At 71.3% G+C, this 23327-nt stretch carries 21 protein-coding genes; 10 read left to right on the top strand and 11 right to left on the bottom strand.

Annotated elements, in window-relative coordinates; translation table 11 throughout:
- Positions 1 to 243: 243 nt before the first annotated feature.
- Positions 244 to 3060, bottom strand: a complete 2817-nt coding sequence (locus CCN51_RS15285) for a penicillin acylase family protein (RefSeq protein WP_014180946.1) — start codon at positions 3058 to 3060, stop codon at positions 244 to 246.
- 190 nt (positions 3061 to 3250) lie between these two features.
- Between CCN51_RS15285 and CCN51_RS15280 the strand changes: the two genes are divergently transcribed.
- A complete protein-coding gene (locus CCN51_RS15280) occupies positions 3251 to 3925 on the top strand; it encodes a hypothetical protein (protein ID WP_014180945.1) in 675 nt (224 codons plus the stop codon).
- 171 nt (positions 3926 to 4096) lie between these two features.
- Positions 4097 to 4561 (top strand): MaoC family dehydratase, encoded by a 465-nt coding sequence (locus tag CCN51_RS15275; protein WP_014180944.1) that lies wholly within the window; start codon positions 4097 to 4099, stop codon positions 4559 to 4561.
- Between the two features lie 16 nt (positions 4562 to 4577).
- Here CCN51_RS15275 and CCN51_RS15270 read toward each other — a convergent pair whose 3' ends face one another.
- A complete protein-coding gene (locus CCN51_RS15270; protein WP_014180943.1) occupies positions 4578 to 4979 on the bottom strand; it encodes a MerR family transcriptional regulator in 402 nt (133 codons plus the stop codon).
- Positions 4980 to 5032: 53 nt separating this feature from the next.
- Here CCN51_RS15270 and CCN51_RS15265 point away from each other — a divergent pair, with 53 nt between their 5' ends.
- Positions 5033 to 5866 (top strand): class I SAM-dependent methyltransferase, encoded by an 834-nt coding sequence (locus CCN51_RS15265; RefSeq protein ID WP_014180942.1) that lies wholly within the window; start codon positions 5033 to 5035, stop codon positions 5864 to 5866.
- 605 nt (positions 5867 to 6471) lie between these two features.
- Positions 6472 to 6702, top strand: a complete 231-nt coding sequence (locus CCN51_RS15260; protein WP_014180940.1) for a hypothetical protein — start codon at positions 6472 to 6474, stop codon at positions 6700 to 6702.
- Positions 6703 to 7041: 339 nt separating this feature from the next.
- Here the strand turns inward: CCN51_RS15260 and CCN51_RS15255 are convergent, their stop codons facing one another.
- Positions 7042 to 7644 carry an ArsR/SmtB family transcription factor gene (locus CCN51_RS15255; protein WP_043487938.1) on the bottom strand — a complete coding sequence of 201 codons (603 nt, stop codon included), beginning with the start codon at positions 7642 to 7644 and terminating at the stop codon, positions 7042 to 7044.
- Between the two features lie 218 nt (positions 7645 to 7862).
- Between CCN51_RS15255 and CCN51_RS15250 the strand changes: the two genes are divergently transcribed.
- Positions 7863 to 8135: a hypothetical protein gene (locus CCN51_RS15250; RefSeq protein ID WP_106436464.1), complete on the top strand. Its 273-nt coding sequence runs from the start codon at positions 7863 to 7865 to the stop codon at positions 8133 to 8135.
- A 180-nt stretch (positions 8136 to 8315) separates the two neighbouring features.
- Here CCN51_RS15250 and CCN51_RS15245 read toward each other — a convergent pair whose 3' ends face one another.
- Entirely contained in the window at positions 8316 to 8942 is a 627-nt protein-coding gene (locus CCN51_RS15245; RefSeq protein ID WP_014180937.1) for a TetR/AcrR family transcriptional regulator, read from the bottom strand.
- Between the two features lie 199 nt (positions 8943 to 9141).
- On the opposite strand from CCN51_RS15245, the gene CCN51_RS15240 reads away from it, so the two are divergent.
- Positions 9142 to 9924, top strand: a complete 783-nt coding sequence (locus CCN51_RS15240) for a TIGR03084 family metal-binding protein (protein WP_014180936.1) — start codon at positions 9142 to 9144, stop codon at positions 9922 to 9924.
- A gap of 163 nt (positions 9925 to 10087) precedes the next feature.
- Here the strand turns inward: CCN51_RS15240 and CCN51_RS15235 are convergent, their stop codons facing one another.
- From CCN51_RS15235 to CCN51_RS15220, 4 genes are all read right to left on the bottom strand, one after another.
- Positions 10088 to 11380 (bottom strand): MFS transporter, encoded by a 1293-nt coding sequence (locus CCN51_RS15235; RefSeq protein WP_014180935.1) that lies wholly within the window; start codon positions 11378 to 11380, stop codon positions 10088 to 10090.
- Positions 11381 to 11383: 3 nt separating this feature from the next.
- Positions 11384 to 12823 (bottom strand): CitMHS family transporter, encoded by a 1440-nt coding sequence (locus tag CCN51_RS15230; protein WP_014180934.1) that lies wholly within the window; start codon positions 12821 to 12823, stop codon positions 11384 to 11386.
- A gap of 130 nt (positions 12824 to 12953) precedes the next feature.
- A complete protein-coding gene (locus CCN51_RS15225) occupies positions 12954 to 15200 on the bottom strand; it encodes a molybdopterin oxidoreductase family protein (protein WP_014180933.1) in 2247 nt (748 codons plus the stop codon).
- A gap of 87 nt (positions 15201 to 15287) precedes the next feature.
- Positions 15288 to 15932 (bottom strand): TetR/AcrR family transcriptional regulator, encoded by a 645-nt coding sequence (locus tag CCN51_RS15220; RefSeq protein ID WP_014180932.1) that lies wholly within the window; start codon positions 15930 to 15932, stop codon positions 15288 to 15290.
- A gap of 89 nt (positions 15933 to 16021) precedes the next feature.
- On the opposite strand from CCN51_RS15220, the gene hmgA reads away from it, so the two are divergent.
- The 3 genes from hmgA to CCN51_RS15205 all read left to right on the top strand — a co-directional run bounded on the left by hmgA (position 16022) and on the right by CCN51_RS15205 (position 19468).
- A complete protein-coding gene (gene hmgA / locus CCN51_RS15215) occupies positions 16022 to 17356 on the top strand; it encodes a homogentisate 1,2-dioxygenase (protein ID WP_014180931.1) in 1335 nt (444 codons plus the stop codon).
- Positions 17353 to 18102 (top strand): GntR family transcriptional regulator, encoded by a 750-nt coding sequence (locus CCN51_RS15210; RefSeq protein ID WP_014180930.1) that lies wholly within the window; start codon positions 17353 to 17355, stop codon positions 18100 to 18102. Before hmgA ends, CCN51_RS15210 begins: the two co-directional genes overlap by 4 nt.
- A 127-nt stretch (positions 18103 to 18229) precedes the next feature.
- Complete coding sequence (locus CCN51_RS15205) at positions 18230 to 19468, top strand: type ISP restriction/modification enzyme (protein WP_014180929.1); 1239 nt, start codon at positions 18230 to 18232, stop codon at positions 19466 to 19468.
- Positions 19469 to 19777: 309 nt separating this feature from the next.
- Here CCN51_RS15205 and CCN51_RS15200 read toward each other — a convergent pair whose 3' ends face one another.
- The 3 genes from CCN51_RS15200 to CCN51_RS15190 all read right to left on the bottom strand — a co-directional run bounded on the left by CCN51_RS15200 (position 19778) and on the right by CCN51_RS15190 (position 21675).
- A complete protein-coding gene (locus tag CCN51_RS15200) occupies positions 19778 to 20041 on the bottom strand; it encodes a hypothetical protein (protein WP_043487934.1) in 264 nt (87 codons plus the stop codon).
- 126 nt (positions 20042 to 20167) lie between these two features.
- Positions 20168 to 21103 (bottom strand): anti-sigma factor, encoded by a 936-nt coding sequence (locus tag CCN51_RS15195; RefSeq protein ID WP_078610709.1) that lies wholly within the window; start codon positions 21101 to 21103, stop codon positions 20168 to 20170.
- Positions 21100 to 21675 carry a sigma-70 family RNA polymerase sigma factor gene (locus CCN51_RS15190; RefSeq protein WP_055414044.1) on the bottom strand — a complete coding sequence of 192 codons (576 nt, stop codon included), beginning with the start codon at positions 21673 to 21675 and terminating at the stop codon, positions 21100 to 21102. Before CCN51_RS15190 ends, CCN51_RS15195 begins: the two co-directional genes overlap by 4 nt.
- Positions 21676 to 21879: 204 nt before the next feature.
- On the opposite strand from CCN51_RS15190, the gene CCN51_RS15185 reads away from it, so the two are divergent.
- The coding region (locus CCN51_RS15185; RefSeq protein ID WP_086859641.1) for a DUF4331 domain-containing protein at positions 21880 to 23327 on the top strand (1448 nt) is incomplete at its 3' end.

Genomic DNA, 23327 nt, shown 5'->3' with positions numbered 1-23327 from the left:
CGGCTTCGCAGCATAGTCCAATGGGCCCCGGCAAACTGATCCGGAGAACAGCGTTGATTTTCTTGCGATTTGTATTCGGGAATTCGGCCGACCGCATTCCGCGCGGGGATTCAGCAATTCCCGCAGCCGCTGACGACGACGGCAGCGGACAAGGGCGGGGCGGATGGGACAGGGCCGACACACCGGCGCCGCGGCGGGCCGTTGTGCCGGCCCGCCGCGGCGCGAGGTTGGGGTGTGATGCCGTCAGCGGTGCGTCGGGAACTCCACGACCTGCTGGTACGTCGGCCGGTTCTGCCAGTGCACCTTGTCGTGGGTGACGCCGCCCAGCGGGCGCTGGATGATCGAGTCGGCGCACCACTGGTCGCCCGCCGAGCAGTTGGCGTCGCCGGGGTAGACCTCGGTGGCGGGTTTGGCCGCGGCCTGCTTCAGGCTGGTCAGGAGGGCGTCACGGCACGCGGACAGGTCGCCGGCGCCGCAGTACTTCCTGGCGAGCGGGCCCTGGACATCCTCGCCGAGAACCGCGCGCAGGTCCTTGTCGACGTAGGACCACCAGCCGTACTGGAAGGAGGACCCGGCGTGCGATCCGGTGGGGCCGTGGCCGGCCGAGGGCGCCTCGTCGACGGTCAGATTGGCGCGCAGCGCATCGTACAGATCGGTGCCCAGCTGAGGTTTGAACTCGGCCTCCACCAGAAGCGGCCACCAAGCGTCCATGATCCGTACGGCGTCGGCGTGTCCATAGGTGTGCGAACCGGCGGATGTCTCACGGCGCTGGGCGCCCGCCGTCTGCCAGGACTCCAGCTGCTGCACGGCCTTGGCCGCCTGCGGATCGGTGACCGGCGCGCTGCGCAGGACCTTCAGCAGCTCCGGCAGCACGTCCTCGCCGCGCAGGTCGGTGACGGCGGCCTCGGCCATGGCGCGGGTGAGGGCCGCGCGGGTCACCCCGCCCTTCTTCACCAGGGCGCGCACCCGGTCGTCGAGGAGGTTGCCGCGGTGCACCGAGCCGTTGCCGAAGCCGGCCGCGGTGTAGCCCTTGGCCTGCCGGTTGTTCCAGCTGACGTAGTAGTCCTGGTCGATGGACTGGGGGTGCTGGGCGGCCGGGGCGTAGGCGGCGGTGTTGACCGTCGGGTCGAAGTCCCGCCACTCGTACGCCGCCTCGCCCTTGATCGGAAGCGAGGGGTCCACGTCCGCCGCCCGGACCAGGTTCAGCCCGCTGTTGTAGTAGGCGGTCTGCCGGGAGTCGGCGTAGAACCAGTTGAAGGTGTAGTTGATGTGCTGCGCGGCGCTCTGGAAGGACTTGGCGTCCTTCACATAGCCGGGGTCGTTGAGCATCTGGAAGCCGACGATGGAGTCGGCCTCGTGGCGGTAGCTGGCGCGCAGCAGGGTGTAGGCGACGGGTTTGCCGTCGACCGTCGCGCGATGGGTCACCAGCCCGTACTTGGTGCGGTAGACCTGCATCCGGTACGAGCCTTCGGCGGTGGAGTCGGCGAGGGTCGGCTTCCACGCGTTTCGGCGCTCGATCTTCTCCATCGGCAGGCAGGAGCCGTGGTAGCGGTAGTACGTCGAGTCCTTCGTGGGAGCAGACCCGTCCGGCGTGCACAGCTCGACGGCGAAGGTGTCGGTGACGTCCTGGGCGGAAGTGGTGGCGCTCCAGGCGTAGTCCTGGCCGCGGCCCAGCTGGATGTACATCCCCACGCCCGCGAAGGAGGCGCCGCGGGCGCTGATGCCCGGGCCCTGGAGCTCCTGGAGCATCAGCAGCTGCGGGGCGAAGTAGCCGGTCTGCGGGCCGAAGACGGCGACGGGATGGCCGCTCGCGGTGTACTTGCCGGAGACCAGGAGCGCGTTGGACATGCCGTGCTTGCGGCTGAACAGATCGCGGGGCAGCACGCCGTTGTCGTAGATACCGCGCAGGGCCTCCAGTTTCTTCGAGGCCTCGACCTGCTGCGTCGCCCCGGTCTTGGCGCTGCCGGTCTTGTCGTAGACCAGCTGTTCGGGAGTGAGCGAACCGGGGTCGGGCAGGGCGGTGCCCTTGGCGTTCGCCGGTTTGCCCGCGTACGGGAAGCTGGTGCCGTCGTGCACGGTCAGCGCGGCCTCGGGGTCGTCGCGCTCCCGGAAGGACTCCCACACCTTGGTGCCCTCGGCGATGCCGTACTTCTGCTGGGCGGCGAGCAGCGACAGCGCCGACTCCACCTCTCCCCCGCCGCCGTTGCCGAACAGGGCGCCGACGACGGAGGCGAGGGCGATCAGATCGGTGAGCTTGAACGGCTCGATCTCGCCCACGTTGGTGATCGCGTCGATCTTGCCGGTGAGGACGTACTCGCCGGGGAAGTAGCGGCCGTCCTTCGCCTGTTTGCGGTAGGCGTTGATGCCGTCCACGTACGACTGGGCGTCGGCCAGCGCCTGTCTGCCGCGCTCGCCCTGGGTGGCGAGGATGTAGTCGATCTGGGCCTGGTAGTCCTCCTCCTTGTACGGCGCCTGGCTGAAGAAGCTCTGCTCCAGGCCCTGGTTGGCCTCGGCGCCGCCGGCGAAGGAGGTCAGCTCACCGCGGCCGACATGCCGGAAGAGGTCCATCAGCCACAGCCGGTCCTGGCCGGCGGCGTATCCGGCGCCGAACTCGGTGCCCTCGCGGGTGGTGCCCTCGATATGGGGCACCCCGGTCTTCTTGTCGCGGGTGATCGTCACATCGTCGCGGGGCTTGGTGACCGAGGCGACCTGGTCGGCGGGCACCCCGAACGACGAGTCGTTGAAGAAGTCGGTCAGCTTGTCATCGGTGAGCGTCGGATACCCGCCGACCAGGTTGTTGTAGGGGCCGAGCTGGTCGGTGCTGTGCTCGGGGTGGGTGCCGAACGCGCGGTTGGCGAGGATCTCGGCGAGCGTGGCGTTGCCGTTCTGGCCCGGCGGCAGGATGTCCGAGCACTGGCTCTGGCAGTAGTCGGTGACGGCCGCGGCGGCCGGCGCCGCCTGCGCCCGCTGCGGGAGCGGCCCCGCGAGCGCGGCGCCTAGGGCCAGTACGGCCGTGGTGGCGATCGCGGTACAGGTGAGCTTGCCGGTTCGTCGTCGCATATACGCTCCTCCCGGGTGCCGTTGGGACGGGAGGTTACCGGCGGTATGACCGGCCCGGAAGATGAGCAGCCGTCACCTTTCCCTGAAATCCAACTTCCTTGCGGATTTCCGGAATCGAATGGATCCGGATCGCGCTCCGTTACGTCCATTCGACAACGAGTCGGGTCCGCACCCGCGGAGGTGGAAAGAGATGGCCGGTTTCAGAGCACTCGCACGAGACGTCCGCAACCCACGCAGGCACATCACCGCGCGCCGCACCTCGCTGCGCAAATGCCTCGAACGGTTCGCGCCGTACGGGCATCGAGCGACGTGGCACCATCTGTGCTCCCGGGCCGGGATCGCCCTGGAGGACCGTCACCCCGAACCGGCACGACTGATCACGGCGCTGGAGGAGCTGGAGGAGGCGCGGGCCCTGTGGCTCGCGTACGAGGCGGACTTCGCGGCCCGGCGCCGGCAGGAGAAGCACCACGGCATCCGCCAGCCGAGCACCGTGGACGACTGGCATCTGCACACCTGGGGCGGAAACCACATCATGCCCTGCGAAAGCCCGTCGGCCCACCCCGACGACCGGCTGGCGGAGGTGCTGCGCCGGCTGATCCTCGCAATGGAGTCGGGGCCGGCCTCGACCTGCCCGGTCTGCACACAGGACCGGCTGACCTGGCACGACAACCTGGGCCGCTACCCGTGGGAGGGGCCGATGTGCGGCCCCTGCGGCATCGTCGTCCCCGCACCGGTGCTCACCCCCGAGGCACTGGCCGCCGCCCGCCACACCAGGTCCGGCCGCGCCCCGAAGTCCGGCCACTCCGCCGCATCCACCTCAGCCACCGCGTCCGCCCGGCCCCATAGGCGGTACGCCACCGTATGACACAGCCATGACCAAGATCTGAGGCGCGCCCGTCGGAAACCGGCGGGCGCGCCGCCGCGCGGGCCGGCGCGCCGCCGCGTCGGGCGCCACGGCGGTGGCTCGTTGACAGGTGGCGCCCACCCGTCCATGCTGAGCAGTCGCTTAGTGGTCGGATGCCAGGGAGGCCGTGACATGGCAGAGCCAAGGATCTTCACCTCACCCGAAGAGCTGCGTTCGGCGGTCGGGGAAGACCTCGGCCCCAGCGACTGGCTGGAGATCGACCAGAAGCGGATCGACCTGTTCGCCGAGGCGACCGGCGACCATCAGTGGATCCACGTGGACCCGGAGAAGGCAGCCGCGGGCCCCTTCGGCACGACGATCGCCCACGGCTATCTGACGCTCTCCCTGCTGCCCGCGTTCACCCCGCAGTTGCTGACGGTCGAGGGGGTGCGCATGGGGATCAACTACGGCGTGAACAAGGTCCGCTTCCCCTCCCCCGTCCCGGTCGACTCACGGCTGCGCGCCACGGGACGGCTGGCGGAGGTGACCGAGGTGGCCGACGGCGGTATGCAGGTGACGCTGGTGGTGACCGTGGAGCGCGAGGGCGGACAGAAGCCGGTGTGCGTGGCAGAGTCCGTGGCGCGCTACTACCTCTGAGCCGTGCCGCGCGGAATCACCGCCGCGCGGCGAGATAGTCCCGCACATGCTCCTGGAAGTGCGGGCACTCCGGCAGGTCGGCGTGGGCACAGCTCAGCACGCCGGCCAGCCGCTCGCTCCTGCGGTCGAGTTCGGCGCGCTGCCGTTCGATGTCGGCCAGCTTGGCGCGGACCAGGTCGCGCCACAGGTCAGGGCTTGAGGCGCGGTGCTCGTCCATGGTCGCGATCTCTTCGAGCGTGAAGCCGACCTCCTGGCACAGCCTCAGCCGGGCGATCCGCGAGGCTGCCTGCGGGGCGTAGCGCCGCTGGCCGCCGCTGCGTTCCGGCGCGGGCAGCAGGCCCTTGCGCTCCCAGTAGCGGATCTTCGAGGTGGGCACGCCGGTCGCCGCCGCCAGCTGCCCGATCGTCCACTGCGCCATCGCCCGTCCTTTCCGGTTGACTTGATCCCAGGTTCAAGCCCAACGCTGATCGTATGACGACGGAAATCGCCAATCACGAGCAGTACGAGACCTGGAACGGCGACGAGGGACGCCACTGGGCACTGTCGCAGCCCCGGTACGACGCGATGCTGGAGCCGCTGACGGCACCGCTGCTCGACGCCGCCGCCCTCGCGCCCGGGGACCGGGTGCTCGATGTCGGCTGCGGCTGCGGGGCCACTACGCGGGCGGCGGCCGCGCGGGCCGCCGGGGGCGAGGCGCTGGGGGTGGACCTGTCCGGTCCGATGCTGGAGCGCGCCACGCTCCTGGCCGACGACGAGGGCATACGGAACGCGAGGTTCCTGCGGGCCGACGCGCAGACGTACGCCTTCCCGCCCGCCTCCCACGACGCCCTGGTCAGCCGGCTCGGTATGCATGTCTTCGCCGATCCGCCCGCGGCGTTCGGCAATCTGGCCGCCGCTCTGCGCCCCGGCGCCCGGCTGGCCTTCCTCAGCTGGCAGCACCCCCGGAACAGCGAGTTCGCACGGGTCCCGGCCCTGGCGCTGCGCGGTACGGAACCCTCGGGCGAGGGGCAGGCGTTCTCGCTGAGCGACCCCGCCCGGGTGCGTGCACTGCTGGCCGGCGCGGGCTTCACGGGGGTCGCGGTGGAGGCGGTGGAGGTGTCGCTGCGGGTCGGGGACACGCCCCTGGACGCGGTGGAGTTCATGGCGGGCACGGGCGCCCTGCGCACGGCGCTGGCCTCGGCCGACCACCCGGCCCGCGAGCGCGCCCGGCACGTACTCACCGAGGCGCTGGAGCCGTACGCGTCCCCGGACGGCGTCCGGCTGGGGGCCGCCCTGTGGCTCACCACCGCGCGCCGCGCGGGATAGGGCCCTGGGAAACCCCCCGCCGTCCGACTCGGGGGAACCAATCGGGGACGACGGAGGCCGCTTCAGAGGGCCGGTATTACCAGGAGGGCTGGACCAGGTCGGGGGACACTCCCGCTGGCCGGTCTACTTGACAGTGGTTCCGGGGCGGGGCGGGATCGGGATACTCGGGTCGTCGGTCCGCTCTCCTCGCACCTCGCGCACCGCATAGTGGACGTGGTCGGTTCCGATTCCGGCCGGGATCGGGCCGGACCGTGAACTCACGGAACCGGTAGGTAGCGCGCGTCATGCCCGCCCCTTCCCTGCGTAAGCGCCCCTCTTGCCGTGGTCCGGGTGTCGCCTCAGCAACACGGAACGGCGCTATGCGGCGGGAGAGATCTCTGTTCGCCATTCGGCCAGCGCGTCGGTGACGAGCCCGGTGCGCATGTGATCGGCCGCAAACGGCAGGATCATCACACCGGTCACGCTCGACCAGGGAACTTCAGCAAGATCCTGTTACAAGCTCTTTGCTTGATCCTGATGATGGAGGCTTGCGTTCCGCCTGGCGTATTAATCAAGCTCCCCCTGTGTTACTTCGCAGGTTGAAAGACAAACGGAGGGAGATTGTGATGCGTAAGCGTTCAGCAGTTCTCACCCTGGGTGCCGCCCTACTGGCAGCCACCGCCGTCAGCGCCCCCGCCCAGGCAACCTCAACAGCGTCGTGGCTGCTGGTGAAGACCTATGCCACCAAGGCCGCTTGCGTGGACGCCGGACAGCAGTACCAGCGTGAGGGCTTCAACGAGTACAAGTGCGAGTACGTCTCCACCGCCGCGACGAAGTACTGGCTGTACATACGCTAGAGCGTGCCCGGCTGATCAAGGGATCTTGACACCCAGTGCTGGGCGTAGGCGCCACCCAACGGTGGCGCCTACGCCCAGCCCCCGGCTGCGGCGCACGAGGGCGAGGACCGAGGCGGTTCAGGCCGCCCGGACCGTGGATCCTGGCCTGGATCGCGTAGTAACGGCCCTCGTGAATACGCAGCTCTGGCATGCCCACAAGCTGCCACAGCTCGCAAGCTGGGGGCACGTGGATTCCTGACCATGCCCGCCTGTCAACCGAACCGGAGCTACACGGCGCAGCGACGGTTACTGGACGGCCCTTCGAGCATAAGGGGCGATCGACTTAGATCGGACACCCTCTTAACGCCCGTCCGCCTCCGCGGGCAGGGCGAAACCAGAACCCTCGTCAGGCAGCATGACCATGCGTACGGCCATGCGGCGAGAGTCGGGGGGGCGGTTGCCTGGCTCCGTCACGTACTTGTGCAGCAAGGTCTGGTACTCCTCGGCGAACGCCGCTATCTGATCCTTCGTCATCCACACGCCAGAGCGGTAGATCTGATTCCAGCCCGCCGAGGTGTCATAGCCGGCGTACGCCTTGACGACCAGGTTCAGGTCCTGCGTCATCTTGAGCGCACCGATCTCCAGCGCGGCCTCGCGCTCGTCGGCTGTCATCGCCAGCCCCGGGGGCGTGAAGATGTCCGTCATAAGCGATTTCCACCAGCGTTCCCGGCCGTTGGACCGCTCCTCGATCTCGGCGATCAGCTTGAGATCGGCGAGCTTGCGCAGGTGGTAACTGGTCGTGCCGGTGCTCTCGCCAAGCGCCTTGGCGACGCTGGTGGAGTTCGCTTCACCATGCTCGCCGAGGTAGCTCAGGATGTCGCGGCGCACCGGGTTGGACAGCGCCTTGGAGAATGCCTTGAGGTCCGGGCCGGTAAGCACTCGTGTCTCGGGACGCTCAGCCATGCGGCCACCCTACTGCAGAGAGTCTCTGCAGTGATTGCAGAGATTTTTTGCAGAACATCTCTGCAGGGGCTACGGTGGAAGGCATGACGGCCCACGGATGGGCCGAACACTCGGGGGCGGGATGCAGAAGGAAATGATCAAGAGGGCGCTCGCGACTGCAGACATACCGCAGGTGGCGGCTACCGCTTGGACGTCTATTGGGTCGGAGGGGGCCACCCGTGTCTGACTCACTGAATGCCCGGATGCGCGACGACATCGACGACCAGGTCGCCGAAGCATTCGACGCGTATCTGGCGGACCGCCTGGCCGAGCCGGGTCCCCTCCGTGCCGCACTGGCCACCAGGCGCAGTGCAGGGGTGGTACTGGGCACGATCAGTCTGGGCGCCCTCGCTACAGCATGGGCGCCGACCGGCGCCACGGTCGTCTGCTGGGTTTGGGGTGCAATCGCCTTCGTCGACGTGGCTTGGCTACTGACCGCTCGCCGCCATTGACGTGCTGCCCAGAAGATCGGCTTGCGTTCCTCCCGGCCTCTTCGTAGCAGACGGCGACGCCCGGGCAACTGGACTTGTTCGCTGTTCCGGCCACCCCGACCCGGAGGCCGTCCTCCAGGCGATCGCCGACCTGCTGCGCGCGGCGGACGGCTGACGCCAGGGAAGCCCTGATGTCAGGGCCTACCCCGCCGCGCCCACCATGCGCAGCGCCAGCCCGGCGTAGAGCTCGCCGACCTCGTCGGGGGTGCTGCGGCCGTGGGGGTTGAACCAGCGGGCTACGTCGATGCACAGCGACAGGACGGCGACGGCGGTGCCGCGAACGTCGGCGACGTCGAAGTCGCCTGCCTTCACCCCGTCCTCGACGATCGCGCGCACCGCGCCGTCCGAGGCCCGCCGCATCGCGGTGATCTCGGCGGCGTGGTCCTCGGCGAGCGCGCCGAGCTCGTACTGGACCACGCGGGCGGTGGTGTGGTGCTCGGCGTGCCAGCGGACGAAGGCGCGTACGGCGTGGGCGAGCCGTTCGGCAGGGGTGCCGGCGCCGTCCCTGGCCCCCTCGAGGATGTCGAGGGCGAAGCGGTGGCCGACCTTGCTGATCTGGTAGAGCAGCTCTTCCTTGGTCTTGTAGTGGATATAGAGCGCAGCGGGGCTCATACCGGCGCGGCCCGCGATATCGCGGGTGGTGGTGGCGTGGTAGCCGCGCTCGGCGAAGGCGTGCACCGCGGCGGTCATCAGCCGCCGGGCCGCGTCCGGGGTGACGTCGCGCCACGCCTCGGGGGTGCCCTCGGTGTTCTTCGCCTCCGCATCCATGGCGGACACCCTACATGCCGGTGAGCAAGCGCTTAGCCTCACTCGGGCGGCTCCGACAGCTCAGGAGGCTCAAGCCGCCGTCGAGGAAGCGCGGCGGTCCGTGGTGCGACGAGCCCCACCACCGAGTGGGCAGACTCCGGCGACATCGGAGTCTGCCCGCACACGTCGCCTTCGCCGCCGGTCAGGGAGAAGTGTCACCATGGCGCACATGCTGAACTACAACCTCGCCGTCCCCGGTGTGGATGACGCCGGTGTCCTGGCCGCCCTGGTGGCTGAGGGCGATGAGCTCGACGTCCTGGTCAGGGCAGTGGACGACTGGTCAAAACCGACACCGGCACCGGGCTGGACGGTCGCCCACCAGATAGCCCATCTCGCGTGGGCGGACGCGAACGTACTCAGCGCCTTACGCACTCCGGACGCGTTCGGCGCCGAGCTCGGGCGGGCGGAAGCCGAAGGCAGCGGGTACGCCGACAAGGCCGCCGCCGAGGGAGCGGCCAAACCGCGGTCGGTACTCCTGGACGAGTGGCGGGCCGGTCGAGCGGAACTGGCGGCGGCACTGCGCGACACGCCATGGGATCACGCATTCCCCTGGTACATGTCGAAGGTGACCCCGGCCCTCATGGTGCCCCTTCGTCTGATGGAAACCTGGGCACACGGGCAGGACGTCTTCGATGCGGTGGGCGTGGAGCGCCGCCCGACGGATCGACTGCAGCACGTGGCTTCGCTGGGGGTGTTGGGACGGGCGCTGTCCTTCGCCGCCGTCGGACTGCCCGAGCCGGCGGACCCCTTTCGCGTCGAGCTGACAGCTTCTGACGGACGGACCTGGGTGTGGGGCCCCGAGGCTGCCGCGCAACGGGTACAGGGCAGCGCCATGGACTTCTGCCTGTGTGTCACCCGGCGTCGCCCCTGGTCCGAGACCCGCATGACGGCGACCGGCGAGGACGCACAGAAGTGGCTGGAGGTGGCGCGCGTCTTCCTCTAGGAGCGTGTCGGGTGGCTGGTCATGCGCGATGCGTGACGGTCGCGATCTGCCCTCCGGGCACGGCGACGGCCCCGGAATGATCACGTGGTGTGTGCCGGTGCGACAACTCCGAGGCCCTCAGCGGCCCATGCTCGGCGTAATCAACCGGCCACCCGACAGGCTCTCAGACGGGCGGGCGCGCGCCGCGTGCCTCGGCCGAGGGCTCCGTACGGGGCGCAGGCGCCTCCGGCGGGGCGGGTGGGGTGCCGCGCCCCGCGGAGCGTACGGGGCGTATCGCGACGCCCGCGGAGGCGAGCAGCAGCACGCCGAGCATCACAAAGGGCGCCGCGGTTCCCGCGAGCCCCGCCAGCAGGCCCGCGGCGGCGGGGGCGGCGACCTGGCCGAGGCGGTTGCCGGTCAGCCGCAGCGCCAGGGCGGTGGAGCGGGCGCCGTCCGGGGCGGCCTGGACGACGGTGGTCATCGACAGCGGCTGGCCGACGCCGAGGCAGAAGCCGAGCGCGGCCAGCAGGATCCCGAGCCCCCAGGCGGGCACCGGCAGGGCGAGCGCCACGCACAGCAGCCCGGCCCCCAGGCAGCTGACGGCCATCAGGACCGTGCGGCCCATCAGCCGGATCATCGGGGTCATCACGAGCCGGCAGGCGACGGTGGCGGCGGCCCGCACGCTCAGCAGCAGGCCGATGACCGCGGGCGCGATGGACCGCTGTTCGCCGACGACGGGGAGGTAGGCGGTGAGGATGTCGGTGGCGGAGAGCACGGCGAGGCTGATGAAGATGCCGGAGGCCACGCCCCGGGTGCGCAGGATGCCGGCCACGGAGACCCGGCCGGACGCCCTGCCAACCTCGGATGACGCCCCGGTCCGCGTACCGTCCGCCGTCGGTGTGCGGTGCTCGATGCGCCACAGGGACGTGACCGCGAAGGCCGCGACGACGGCGGATACGAAGAGCGCGGCCGCGCTGGTCCTGGCCAGGGCGTCCGCGTGCTCGGAGACCACCTGGCCGGCGGCGATGGGGCCGATGAGCTGGCCGAGGGAGGCGCCGATGGTGAAGTGGCCGAAGTTGCGGTCCTGGTCCTCGGGGGCGCTCTGCCGGGCCACCAGGGACTGGGCGCCGATCACAAAGGACAGATGGCCCAGGCCCATCACCCCGCTCCAGAGGGCCATCTCCAGCAGCGATCCGGCCCGGCCGCTGAGCGCACAGCCGGTCGCGATCAGCGCGACCCCGATGGGCAGCAGCGGGGCGCAGCGCCCGTGATCGGTGCGGCGCCCCAGCGGTACGGCGGCGAACAGCGGCAGCAAAGCGTAGACGCCGGCGATCACGCCGACCGCCCGGGCGTCGGCGCCCAGCGCGAGAGCCCGGTAGGAGACGGCGGGCCGCGCCATGCTCACCGCCCCCTGCGCGAAGGCGAAGGCGATGACCAGGCGCAGCAGCCAGCCCCTACCGGGCTCTCGTATCTTCACAGGTCAGATGATGCCGAACAGCAGACCGGCGCCGAGCACCACCAGTGAGGTGAGCGCCGCCCACTTCACCACGAAGCGGGTGTGGTCGCCGAACTCGACCTTCGCCATACCGACCAGGACGTAGACGGCCGGGACCAGCGGGCTGGACATGTGCAGGGCCTGTCCGACCAGGGAGGCGCGGGCGATCTCGACCGAGTCGACCCCGTGGGCGGCGCCGGCCTCGGCGAGGATCGGCACGATGCCGAAGTAGAAGCCGTCGTTGGACATGAAGTAGGTCAGCGGGATGGACAGGATGCCGGTGACCAGGCCCATGTGCGGGCCCATTCCGTCCGGGATCCCGTCGACCAGCCAGCGGGCCATGTGCTCGACCATGCCGGTGCCGGTGAGCACACCGGTGAAGACGGCGGCGGCGAAGACCATGCCGGAGACGTTGACGACGTTCTCGGAGTGGGCCGCGATACGGGCCCTCTGGTCGGCGACGCGCGGGAAGTTGACGGTGAGCGCGATGGCGGCGCCGAGCAGGAACAGGACCGGGATCGGCAGGTCCTCGCGGATCATCATGGTCAGCAGCCCGATGGTGAGGGCCGCGTTGAACCAGTACAGCTTGGGGCGCAGGGTGGCCCGGTTGGGGTCGAGCCCCTGGTGCTCGTCGTCGCCGTCCTCGGCCGCCCCGGCCGCCCCATGCGTCTCGGGCGCCTCGGCGTCGGTGCCGCCGCCCGCACCGCCGGTGGCCTTCTTGCCCTTACGACCCTTGGCACCGGAACCGGCACCGGAACCGGCGCCGACCAGCACCGTCTCGGGGTCGGCGGTGACGTCCTCGAGGGTCAGCGTCCCCAGGCGCTTGCGCTCGCGCAGGCCGAGGCCGTAGGCGAGGGCGAAGACGAAGAGCAGACCGGCGGCGAGGGCCGGGATCATCGGAACGAAGATGTCGCTGGCGTCCAGCTTGAGCGCGGCGGCGGCGCGGGCGGTGGGGCCGCCCCAGGGGAGCGTGTTCATCACACCGTTGGCCATGGCGGCGACACCGGTCATGACCACCAGGCTCATCTTCAGCCGCCGGTACAGCGGCACCATGGCCGACACGGTGATCATGAAGGTGGTGGAGCCGTCGCCGTCGAGCGAGACAATCGCGGCGAGTACGGCGGTGCCGACGACCACCCGCATCGGGTCGGCCTTGCAGAACCGCAGGATGACCCGGACGATCGGGTCGAAGAGGCCGACGTCGATCATCACCCCGAAGTAGATGATGGCGAACATCAGCATGGCCGCGGTGGGCGCGAGGTCACCGACGCCCTTCAGGACATAGTCCCCCAGGTGCGCCCCCTTCCCGACGATGACGCAGAAGAGCGCCGGGATGAGCACCAGCGCGCCCATCGGGGTCATCTTCTTCATCATGATCAACACCAAGAAGGTGGCGATCATGACGAATCCGAGGATTGTCAGCATATTTGGCTACCTCACGTTCACCTTTGAACTCCCCCAGAACTGGCGGACGAGGTGACGTTAGGTGCCGCAACTTTCCGTTAACAAGGTCTTGACGCGTGAGCAATAAGCGCAAAACCCCAGGTCAGCCGGGTTAGCTGGGTGTGGCGGGCGGATTGACCACCGTGAGCTGCACCGGACAGCCGTTGAGCACCGCGGTGCCGGACAGCGGATCGAGGCGGGAGCCGTCGTTGAGCTGATTGACGTTCACCCCGGCGTGCGCCGCCGCGACCGACATCCGGGTGCCGGGCCGGTCGTGCCCCCAGCCGTGCGGCAGGCTGACCACCCCGGTCCGTACCGCGTCCGTCACCTCCACCGGCGCCTCCAGCTCCCCGCCGTCCCCCTTGACCCGCACCAGACCGCCGTCGGCCACGCCCAGCCGGGCCGCGTCCTCGGGGTGCAGCTGGAGGGTGCAGCGGTTGCTGCCGCCGACCAGCGCGGGGATGTTGTGCATCCAGCTGTTGTTGGAGCGCAGATGGCGCCGGCCGACCAGCAGCAGCAGCCCATCCGCGCGCCCGCCCAGCGCCCGGCGCAACCGCTCCACCTCGGCGGCCATCGGCTCCGGGCACAGCTCGACGGTGCCGCTGCGGGTCCTGAGCAGGCCGGGCAGTTGGGGGCGCAGCGGCCCCAGGTCGATGCCGTGGGGGTGGGCCAGCACCTTGGCCAGGGTCAGCCCGTCGGGGTCGGCGCCGAAGCCGTCGCCGTACGGGCCGAGCCGCAGCATCATGTCCAGCCGCCGCTCGTCGCCGCCGACCCCGGTCAGATGGGCGGCGAGCTCTCCCCGGTAGCGTCCGTACACCGGCGACCCGGGGTCGGCCACGGCTTTGCCGAGGGCCGCGTCGATCGCCATGGCGTCCACGGCCGCCGGGTCGGCGCCGCCGTGCCCGCCCGCGCACAGCACCAGCCGCGCCAGGATCTCGGACTCGCTCAGCCGGTCCGCGTCCAGCGGGACGGCGGGGCGGCTGTAGCGGACCTGGTTGCGGACGGCGAGGGTGTTGAAGGCGAAGTCGAAGTGGGGGCTCTGGCTGGGCGGGGGCGGCGGCAGGACGACGTGCGCACGGCGCGAGGTCTCGTTCAGATACGGGTCCACGCTCACCATGAAGTCGAGCCCGGCCAGCGCCCGGTCCAGCCGGTCGCCGTCCGGCGCGGAGAGCACGGGGTTGCCCGCTATCACGATCAACGCCCTGACCTGCTCCTCCCCCGGCGTCTCGATTTCCTCGGCCAGCGCGGCCGCGGGCAGCTCGCCCTTCGCCTCGGGGTGCCCGCTCACCCTGCTGCGCCAGCGGCCGAGCGCGAACCCCTTCCCGGGGCGCGGCGGGCGCGGCGCCCTGCCGGTGGCGGAGAGCGGGAACATGGCCCCGCCGGGCCGGTCGAGGTTGCCGGTGAGGGTGTTCACCACATCGACCAGCCAGCTGGTGAGGGTGCCGAACTCGACGGTGGTGGAGCCGATCCGCCCGTACACGACGGCGCGCGGCGCGGCGGCCAGCTCACGGGCGAGCGTACGGATCTCCTCAGCGGGTACATCGCAGGCCGCGGCCACCGCCTCGGGCGGGAAGTCCGCCGCGAGCCGCCGCACCTCGTCCGCGCCCGTCACCGGTTCGCCGACGGGCCCCGGTGCCACCAGGTCCTCGGCGAACAGCACCTGCACCACCGCGAACAGCAGCAGCGCGTCCGTACCGGGCCGGATGGCCAGATGCCGGTCGGCGGCCTCGGCCGTACGGGTGCGGCGCGGGTCGACCACGGTGAGCCGTCCGCCGCGCCGCCGCAGGGCCCGAAGCCGCCCGGGGAAATCGGGGGCGGTGCACAGGCTGCCGCCCGAGTCCAGCGGGTTGGCGCCGATGATCAGCAGGTGGTCGGTGCGGTCCAGATCGGGCACCGGGATGGCGTTGGCGTCGCCGAAGAGCAGCCCGCTGGAGACGTGCTTGGGCATCTGGTCGAGGGTGCTGGCGGTGAAGACGTTTCGGGTGCCGAGCGCGCCGAGCAGCAGTGGCGGATACAGCCCGCCGGCCATGGTGTGGACGTTCGGGTTGCCGAGGAATATGGCCGCCGCCTGCGGCCCGTACCGCTCGATCAGCGGCCGCAGCCCGGCCTCCACCGCGGCGAACGCCTCGTCCCAGCCCGCCGGCTCCAACCGCCCGCCGCGCCGCACCAGCGGCCGGCGCAGCCGGTCCGGGTCCGCGTCGAGCTGGCCGAACGACGCGCCCTTGGGGCAGATGAAGCCGTGGCTGAAGACATCGGCACCGTCCCCGCGCGCCCTGGTGACCCGGCCCTCCTCGATGGTCAGGGTCAGCCCGCAGGTGGCCTCGCACAGCGGGCAGATGCGCAGAGCGGTACGGCTCATCGGTCCCTCCTGGGGACGGCGGCGGCAACGGTGACGCGACGGCTTCTCACCCTACCGACTGGTACGCATGTGGGGGAGGGCGGGCGTTCAGTCGAGCACCCCCGCCAGATACGAGCGCAGCAGCTCCTTGGTCTCGGCCACGATCACCGGGTCGCCCTCCGGGTGGACACGGAACGCCAGCCGCAGCAGCGCGTCCGCCGTCTCGACGGCGAGCAGGAACGCCACCCGCACCCGCTCCCCCGCCTCGCCGGACTCCTCAAGACCCAGCCGCTCGCCCAGCAGCCCGCGCAGCCGGTCAGCGACCAGGTGGTTGGGCTGCTCGGGCGGGGCGGTCACGGGCACCGGCATGCCGAACTCGACCAGCGCGAAGCCCGGCGCCCCGCGCTTCATCGCCAGATACTCGTCGACCACCACATCCATGGCCTCCCGCCAGCCCCCGCCGTCCGTACCCGGCTTCGCCAGGCGCTCGGTGATGCGCGCGGCGTACTGGTCGAGATTGCGGTGGGCCAGGGCCTCGGCCATCGCCCGCTTGTTGGAGAAGAAGCGGTAGACGGAGCCGATGGGCACGCCGGCGCGCTCGGCGACAGCACGGGTGCTGAGGTCCTCGTAGCCGGTCTCGTCGAGGAGTTCGGCGCAGGCGTCGAGGATCCGGCCGAGGCGCTCGGCGCTGCGGCGCTGGACGGGGGCGCGGCGGAGGGGCGGTATGGGCACGCCACCATCCTGCCCGATCATTGACGCACTCGGTTTCGATTCCTATGGTCATACATAGGAATCGCATGAGGAATCGAAACGCCGAATGACCAAGTGGCGGGAGCCGGACGATGAGCGGCGGTACGGACATCGAGCGGGCGCGCAAGACGGCCGAAGGGCTGGTGTACTCCCCCGGTTTCGGCAATGAGCACAGCAGCGAGGCCATCGCCGGCGCGCTGCCCATCGGCCGCAACTCCCCCCAGCGCGCCCCGCTCGGGCTGTACGCGGAGCAGCTGAGCGGCACCGCCTTCACCGAGCCGCGCGCCCATAACCGCCGCTCCTGGCTGTACCGCATCCGCCCGTCCGCCGCGCACCCGCCGTTCGTCCGGGTGGACAATGGCGCACTGCGCGGCGCGCCGTTCACCGAGTGCGCCCCGGACCCCAACCGGCTGCGCTGGGATCCGCTGCCCGAGCCCGCGCCGGGCACCGACTTCCTGGCCGGCCTGTGGACGCTCGGCGGCAACGGCGACGCCACGCGCCGCTCCGGTATGGCGATCCATCTCTACGCCGCGAACGCGCCCATGGTCGACCGGGTGTTCGGCGACGCCGACGGCGAGCTGCTGATCGTGCCCCAGGAGGGCGGGCTGCTGCTGCACACCGAGTTCGGCCGGCTGCGCGCCGAACCGGGGCATATGGCGCTGGTGCCGCGCGGTGTGCGCTTCCGGGTCGAACCGCTCGACCCCGCCGTGCGCGGCTACGTCTGCGAGAACCACGGCCGCCCCTTCGTCCTCCCCGACCTCGGCCCGATCGGCGCCAACGGGCTGGCGGGCGCGCGGGACTTCCTGGCCCCGGTCGCGGCGTACGACGACATCGACGGGCCGGTGGAGGTGGTCAACAAGTTCTGCGGCAACCTGTGGTCCGCGACGTACGACCACTCCCCGCTGGACGTCGTCGCCTGGCACGGCAACCACGTCCCGTACGTGTACGACCTGCGCCGCTTCAATGTGCTCGGCTCCATCAGCTACGACCACCCGGACCCGTCGATCTTCACGGTCCTCACCTCGCCCTCGGACACCCCCGGCCTGGCGAACGTCGACTTCGTCGTCTTCGCGCCGCGCTGGCTGGTCGGCGAGGACACCTTCCGGCCGCCGTACTTCCACCGCAATGTGATGAGCGAGTACATGGGCCTGATCGAGGGCGCGTACGACGCCAAGACCGCCGGCAAGGGGGGCTTCGTGCCCGGGGGCGGCTCGCTGCACAACATGATGTCCGCGCACGGCCCCGACCGGGAGACCTTCGAGCGGGCGAGCGCCGCGGAGCTGACGCCGCGGAAGGTCGACGACGGGCTGGCCTTCATGTTCGAGACCCGCTGGCCGGTGACGGCCACCCGGCAGGCGCGGGAGGCGGACCACCTCCAGCAGGGTTACGACGACGTCTGGCAGGGCCTGGAGCGGCACTTCCGGTGACCACCTTCGCCCCCGACTCCCTCACCCTGAACCGCAAGCTGCCGCTGTGGTACCAGGTCTCGCAGTCGCTGCGGGCCTCCATACTGGGCCGCGGCCCCCACGAGCCGCTGCGCCTGCCCACGGAGGACCGCCTGGCCGCCCACTACGGGGTCAGCGTCCTGACGATGCGGCAGGCCCTCAAGGAGCTGGAGTCCGAAGGGCTCATCAGCCGCCACCGCCGGCGCGGCACCTTCATCGAGCCGAACGCGCGGCGCGGCGCACCGGTCCGGCTGCTGGGCTCGGTGGACGCGATCGTGGCCCAGCAGTCCGGCGAGCGCACCACCGTGCTCGGCCACGGGCCAGTCCCCGTACCGGCGGAGCTGGCCGAGCACTTCCCGGGCCTGCGCGAGGCCGTCTCCTACCGGCGGCTGCGGAGCGACGCGGCGGGCGGCGAGCCGACCAACTGGGCCGAGAACTTCGTCCGCCCGGAGCTCGCGACGCGCATCGACGTGGCCGACCTGGCGCGCTGGCCGATGACCAAGGTGCTGCGGGACGCGGTGGGCGTCCGCATCAGCCGCATCACGGACACCGTCGAGGCCCGTCTGGCCGACCCGGAAACGGCCCGGCTGCTACGGGTCCCGCTGCTCAGCCCGATCCTGCACTACACGGGGGTGACCTACGACGAGTCGGGCCGGGCGGTCGACGTGGCCCGCATCCACTACCGGGGGGACCGCTTCTCGTTCACGGTCACGGTCGAGGCGCGGTGACCGCCGCCGGCTGAACGGGCGCATGCACGGCGCGCCGGGGCGCGCTCGGTGCGCGGCGCGCGGTGGCAGGGCCGTGGATACGATGCGGGGTGGGAGTGGGAGATCGTGCCGGGGGAGGGGCTGCGGTGTGACGGCGACACAGGCCACCGAGGCCGACCGGGCCGTATGGGCCGACGCACCGCTGCTGGCGGATCTGATGCCCTGGTCCGTGGGGCCGCTGCGGCTCGGGCGGGCGTGGGTGATGGGTCCGGATCCGGCGGTGCTCAAGGCGCGCTGGGAGCGGCTGGTCGGGGCCGGTGACGAGGCGGGGCGGGCGGCGCTGTTCCGGCCGACCCGCTCCCGTACGCTGCACACCGCCGTGCCCCAGCTGCCCGGGCAGCGGACCTCCACCGCCCCGCTGGCGGGCGAGCGCGGGCCCTGCCCCGAGCCGGTGCGAGTGACCCATGGGCCGTACGACCAGCAGTGGCTGATCCCCGACCACCGGCTGATCGACGCCGCCCGGCCCGAGTTGTGGCGGGTGGCCGACGAGCGGCAGATGCACGCCGTCGAGGGGGCCGGTCCTGACCCGGGTCCGACGCTGACGTTCTCGGCGCTGCTGCCGGACGGCTACTCCCCCGCGGGCCGCCCCGGGCGGATCCGGCCCCTCTACCGCCGTCCCGGGGGCCGCGAGCCCAACGTGGCGCCGGGGCTGCTCGACCTTCTCTCGGCCAAGCTCGCCCGGCCGGTGGCGGCCGAGGACTTCATGGCCTGGGTCGCCGCGGTCGCCGGTCACCGCCCGGAGGGGTGCGCGGTGCCGCTGACCGCCGACCCCGAAACCTGGGAGGCGGGGGTGGAACTGGGCCGCCGGGCGCTGTGGCTGCATACCCGCGGGGCGCACAGCAGCGAACGCCCGCGCATGCCGGGCGGCCAGCGCCCCTACGTACGCGCCGCGCTCCCCGAGCGCGGGCTGCCCGAGACCCTGGCGTACGACCCGGACGAGGCGGCCCTGCACCTCGGCGCGGGGCGGATCTCACCGGTGCCGCGCGGCGCATGGGAGTTCCATGCGGGCGGGGCGCGGGTCCTGGAGACCTGGTTCGAGCGCCGTACGGCCCGTGGCGAGCCCGGCACGCTGGAGGCCGTCGTCCCGGCGGTCTGGCCGCGCGAGTGGACGTCCGAGCTGCTGGAGCTGATCACCGTGCTGGCGCTGCTCGCCGAGGAGCGCCCGGCGCGGCGGGCGCTGGCCGAACGGCTGGCGGCCGGGCCGCGCATGGGCCCGGCGGAGCTGGGTGAGGCCGGTGTGCTGCCGGTGCCGGACGCGGCCCGTCGCCCGGCGTCCGTGCTGGACCATCACGAGGAGGGCCCGGGCGGGCAGTTCGCGCTGGTCTGAAGCCGGAGGCGGATGCCGTACGGACGGGGCGCTCAAGGCGACGCACACGCCTCCGGGGCGAGGACGTGTGCGTACAGGTGCCGCGCGCGTCGTCGTCCGCATCCCGGGAGAACGACCGTGGCACGGGCTCACCGGCTGGAGCGGGGCCGGAATCTCCGTGCCCGGGATGCGGACGACGACACAGCTGTCGCGGAGCGGACGGCAGACGACCACGGCGGACCCTGGGGATGGACCAACCGGGCCAACCGGGCTTTTCGGGCTCACCAGGCCGACCGGAACCAACCGGCCGGGCCAAGTACGCCCAAAGGCTCAGTGGCGGCTGCCGAACAGCGAACGGCGCAGCCTCCGCAGCGGCGCGAACAGCGACACCCTGGCGCCCCTGTTCCGCTCGGTGCGCGCGTGGTCCCGTGCGGTCAGCTCCTGCATCAGCACCGTGGCGCCCTCGGCCTCCCGCTGCGGCACGGCAGGGCCGCCCAACACCGCGAGATGGCGGTCGAGCCGAGCGCTGGTCGACCCGCTCCCGCAGTTGATGGCAGGCACTCGTGGCCTGCTGCGTACTGTTATCTGCTCCATGTCACTCCCCACCCGTCGAGGGCACCCGCCCCGGGCAGAGTAACCCTACCTCGGCGAGCCGTCACCCACGCACCCCAGGTCGCTGATTCACCTCCGCGTCAAGGGCGTTGACGCGTCCATCGCGAATCATGGATCACCAAGGGCGAGTTGCACGACTGGATTCGTGGTGGGCCGGGTCGATCCGCCGTCCGGCTCCAAGGTCACCGCAAGGCGCTCGGTATGCGCGCCGAAGCCGCCCGTGACCAGAGACGTCCCTTCCCCGCTGCCCTTCAGGAGACCGGCCGAGCGGGGGGTGGCGGACCCTTCCGGCGCCCCTCCCGACGACCCTTCCGACGACCCTTCCGGCGCGGCGTCGATCATCCAGAGCTGATACGTCCGCCCGTCGGGCGGCGCCGGCAGCCCGGAGACGGTGACCACGGCGGCGCCGAGCCGGCGCGAGGTGACGGCGTTGATACCGCGCCCCTGGACGTCGCGTCCGCTGACCCCATGGGCGTCCGGCGCCGACAGGACCTGCTCGACGGCGCGCGTCGCACCGCGCTCCTGGTCGAGCCGGTCGCGAGTGCGGACCAGTTCGACGCCGAGCACGGCGGCCGCGATCAGGGACAGGGCGGCGACGGCCCCGGCGAGCCGCAGACCGAACACGGGGCGCCGGAGGTAGCCCCCGCCGCGCGCCCGCCGCCCGCCGGGCCCTGAACGGCCCGCGTGGGCGGCGCGCGCGGGCGGCGCGGCATATCCGCCGTCCGCCGCCGAGGACGCCTCCTGTGGGGTGGCCTGGGCGGCCGCCAGCACCCGCTGCCGCATCTGGGGCGGCGCCGGGGCGGCCACCGCGCGCGCCAGCCGTACCGCGCCCTGCGCCAGATCGCGCACTTCCTGGGCGCACCCCGGGCAGCGGGCGAGATGCCGCTCGTACCGCCGGCGCTCCTTGGGGTCCAGCGCGTTGAGGGCGTACGCGCCCGCTAGGACGTGCGCCTTGCGCCCCCTGCCGCCCCGATACGCCGGGGCTCCGCCTGACCGGTCAGATGGTCGGTCGGTTGACCGGTCAGCGGGCCGGTTGGAGGTCATACCGCTGCTCCCAAGCACTCGCGCAGCCGCGTCAGCCCGTCCCGCATCCGCGTCTTGACCGTCCCCAACGGTACGGCCAGCCGATGCGCCACCTCCCGGTAGGAATACCCCTCGTAGTACGCGAGGGTGACCGACTGCCGCTGCAGTTCGGTGAGTCGGGTCAGACAGCCGCGCACCCACTCGCGCTCAAGACGCCCCTCGACCGCCTCCGCCACCTGGTCGAAGGCCGGGCCCTCCGCCTGCCCGCCGACCCGCGCCTCACGGTCGGCCGCCGAGCGGGCGGACCGGACCCGGTCCACGGCGCGGCGGTGGGCGAGGGTGAGGATCCAGGCGAGCGCGGAGCCGCGGCGCGGGTCGAACCGCCCGGCGGTGCGCCAGACCTCCAACAGCGTCTCCTGCGCGACCTCCTCGGACTGCGCCGGGTCCCGCAGCACGCGCCGCACCAGCCCGTACACGGGCCCCGAGACCATGCCGTACAGGTCCTCGAACGCACGGTGGTCGCCGACGGCGACCAGCGGCAGCAGGTCGTCCGGGCCGCGCCCGCGCTCCCCTGCACGTCCCTGTCCGCCCACCCACCCGCGTACCGGTCCCCGTTCTCCCGTCTGCTCCACACTCACGCGGCAAACCCCGCTTCCTGCCATCCGTCTCAGCTGCCCCGTCTTCGGTTGCTTCGCGACGCCGCCAAAAAAAATCCACCGACCCACCAATCCGGTCGGCCGACCGCTCCGAATAGCCGGCATCAGCCTGTCCACCACACGTACGAAGGACCGACCCAGATGACCTCAATCACCAAGAGGAGTGTGGCCGCGCTCGTGGGCGGAGCGCTGGCCGCAGGAGGGCTCGCGGTGGCCGGTGTGGCCACGCTCGGGCCCGGGGAGGCAGAGGCCTCCAGCCACCGGGAGGCGCCGCTGATCTCGGGCCAGCCGGAGTACGACACCACCGACGTCTACGCGTTCGTGAGCCCCGACAAGGCGGACACGACGACGCTGATCGCGAACTTCCTGCCGTTCCAGGACCCGGCGGGCGGCCCGAACTTCTACAAGTTCGCCGAGGACGCCCAGTACGACCTGCGCATCGACAACGACGGCGACGCCCGGGAAGACCTGGTCTACCGCTGGACCTTCAAGGACCACGTCCGTAACGAGGACACGTTCCTCTACAACACCGGCCCGGTCACCTCGCTCGACGACCACGACCTGAACTTCTTCCAGACGTACGACATCGAGCAAATCAAGATGCGGCACGGCAAGGCCGGCGAGCGCACGAAGGTCGCGGACGATCTGGTCGTGGCCCCCTCGAACGTGGGCAAGGCGTCCATGCCGGACTACGCGGCCCTGCGCGACCAGGCGGTGCGCAAGGTGTACGGCGGCGCCACGGCCTTCGCCGGCCAGGCCGACGACCCGTTCTTCGCCGATCTGCGCGTCTTCGACCTGCTGTACGGCGGCGACCTGTCCGAGGTCGGCAACGACACGCTCAAGGGCTACAACGTCCAGTCCCTGGCCCTCCAGGTGCCCACCGACCAGGTGCAAGAGTCCCATGAGCAGCCGGTGATCGGCATATGGTCCACCACCCAGCGCGCGGACGCCTACGGCGACTACAAGCAGGTGTCCCGGCTCGGCATGCCGCTCGTCAACGAGGTTGTCAATCCCCGTAAGGACAAGGACAAGTTCAACGCCTCGGAGCCCAAGGACGACGCGCAGTTCCTGGACAACGTGGACGACCCGGAGCTGCCCAAGCTGATCGAGCAGATCTTCAAGATCAAGGCGCAGGACGCCCCGCGCAAGGACCTCGAACAGGTCTTCCTCACCGGGGTCCCCGACCTCAACCAGGTCAAGGGCGTCAAGGCCTCCGAGATGCTGCGCCTGAACACCTCGATCAAGCCGACCGACAAGCCCAAGCGCCTCGGCGTCCTGGACGGCGACCAGGCCGGCTTCCCCAACGGCCGCCGGCTGACCGACGACGTCCTGGACATCGCGCTGCAGGTCGTCGAGGGCGAACTGCTCGGCGAGAAGAACGACCTGGGCGACGCGGTGGACTCCAACGCCGACCAGAAGTTCGGCGGCTACTTCCCGTACATCGGGCTGCCCAACTCCGGCTCGGACGTCAAGAGCTCCACCAAGAGCGCCACGACCACGGCCGACGGCCGCACCCTGCTGAACGGCGGCTCCGGCATCGTCTCCACCTCCACCGAGGACAACAACACCCTGCTCGCCACGTCCGCCGC

Source organism: Streptomyces milbemycinicus (genome assembly GCF_002154605.1).
GTDB classification, from domain to species: domain Bacteria; phylum Actinomycetota; class Actinomycetes; order Streptomycetales; family Streptomycetaceae; genus Streptomyces; species Streptomyces milbemycinicus.
This window is presented reverse-complemented; position numbering and strand designations above follow the sequence as displayed.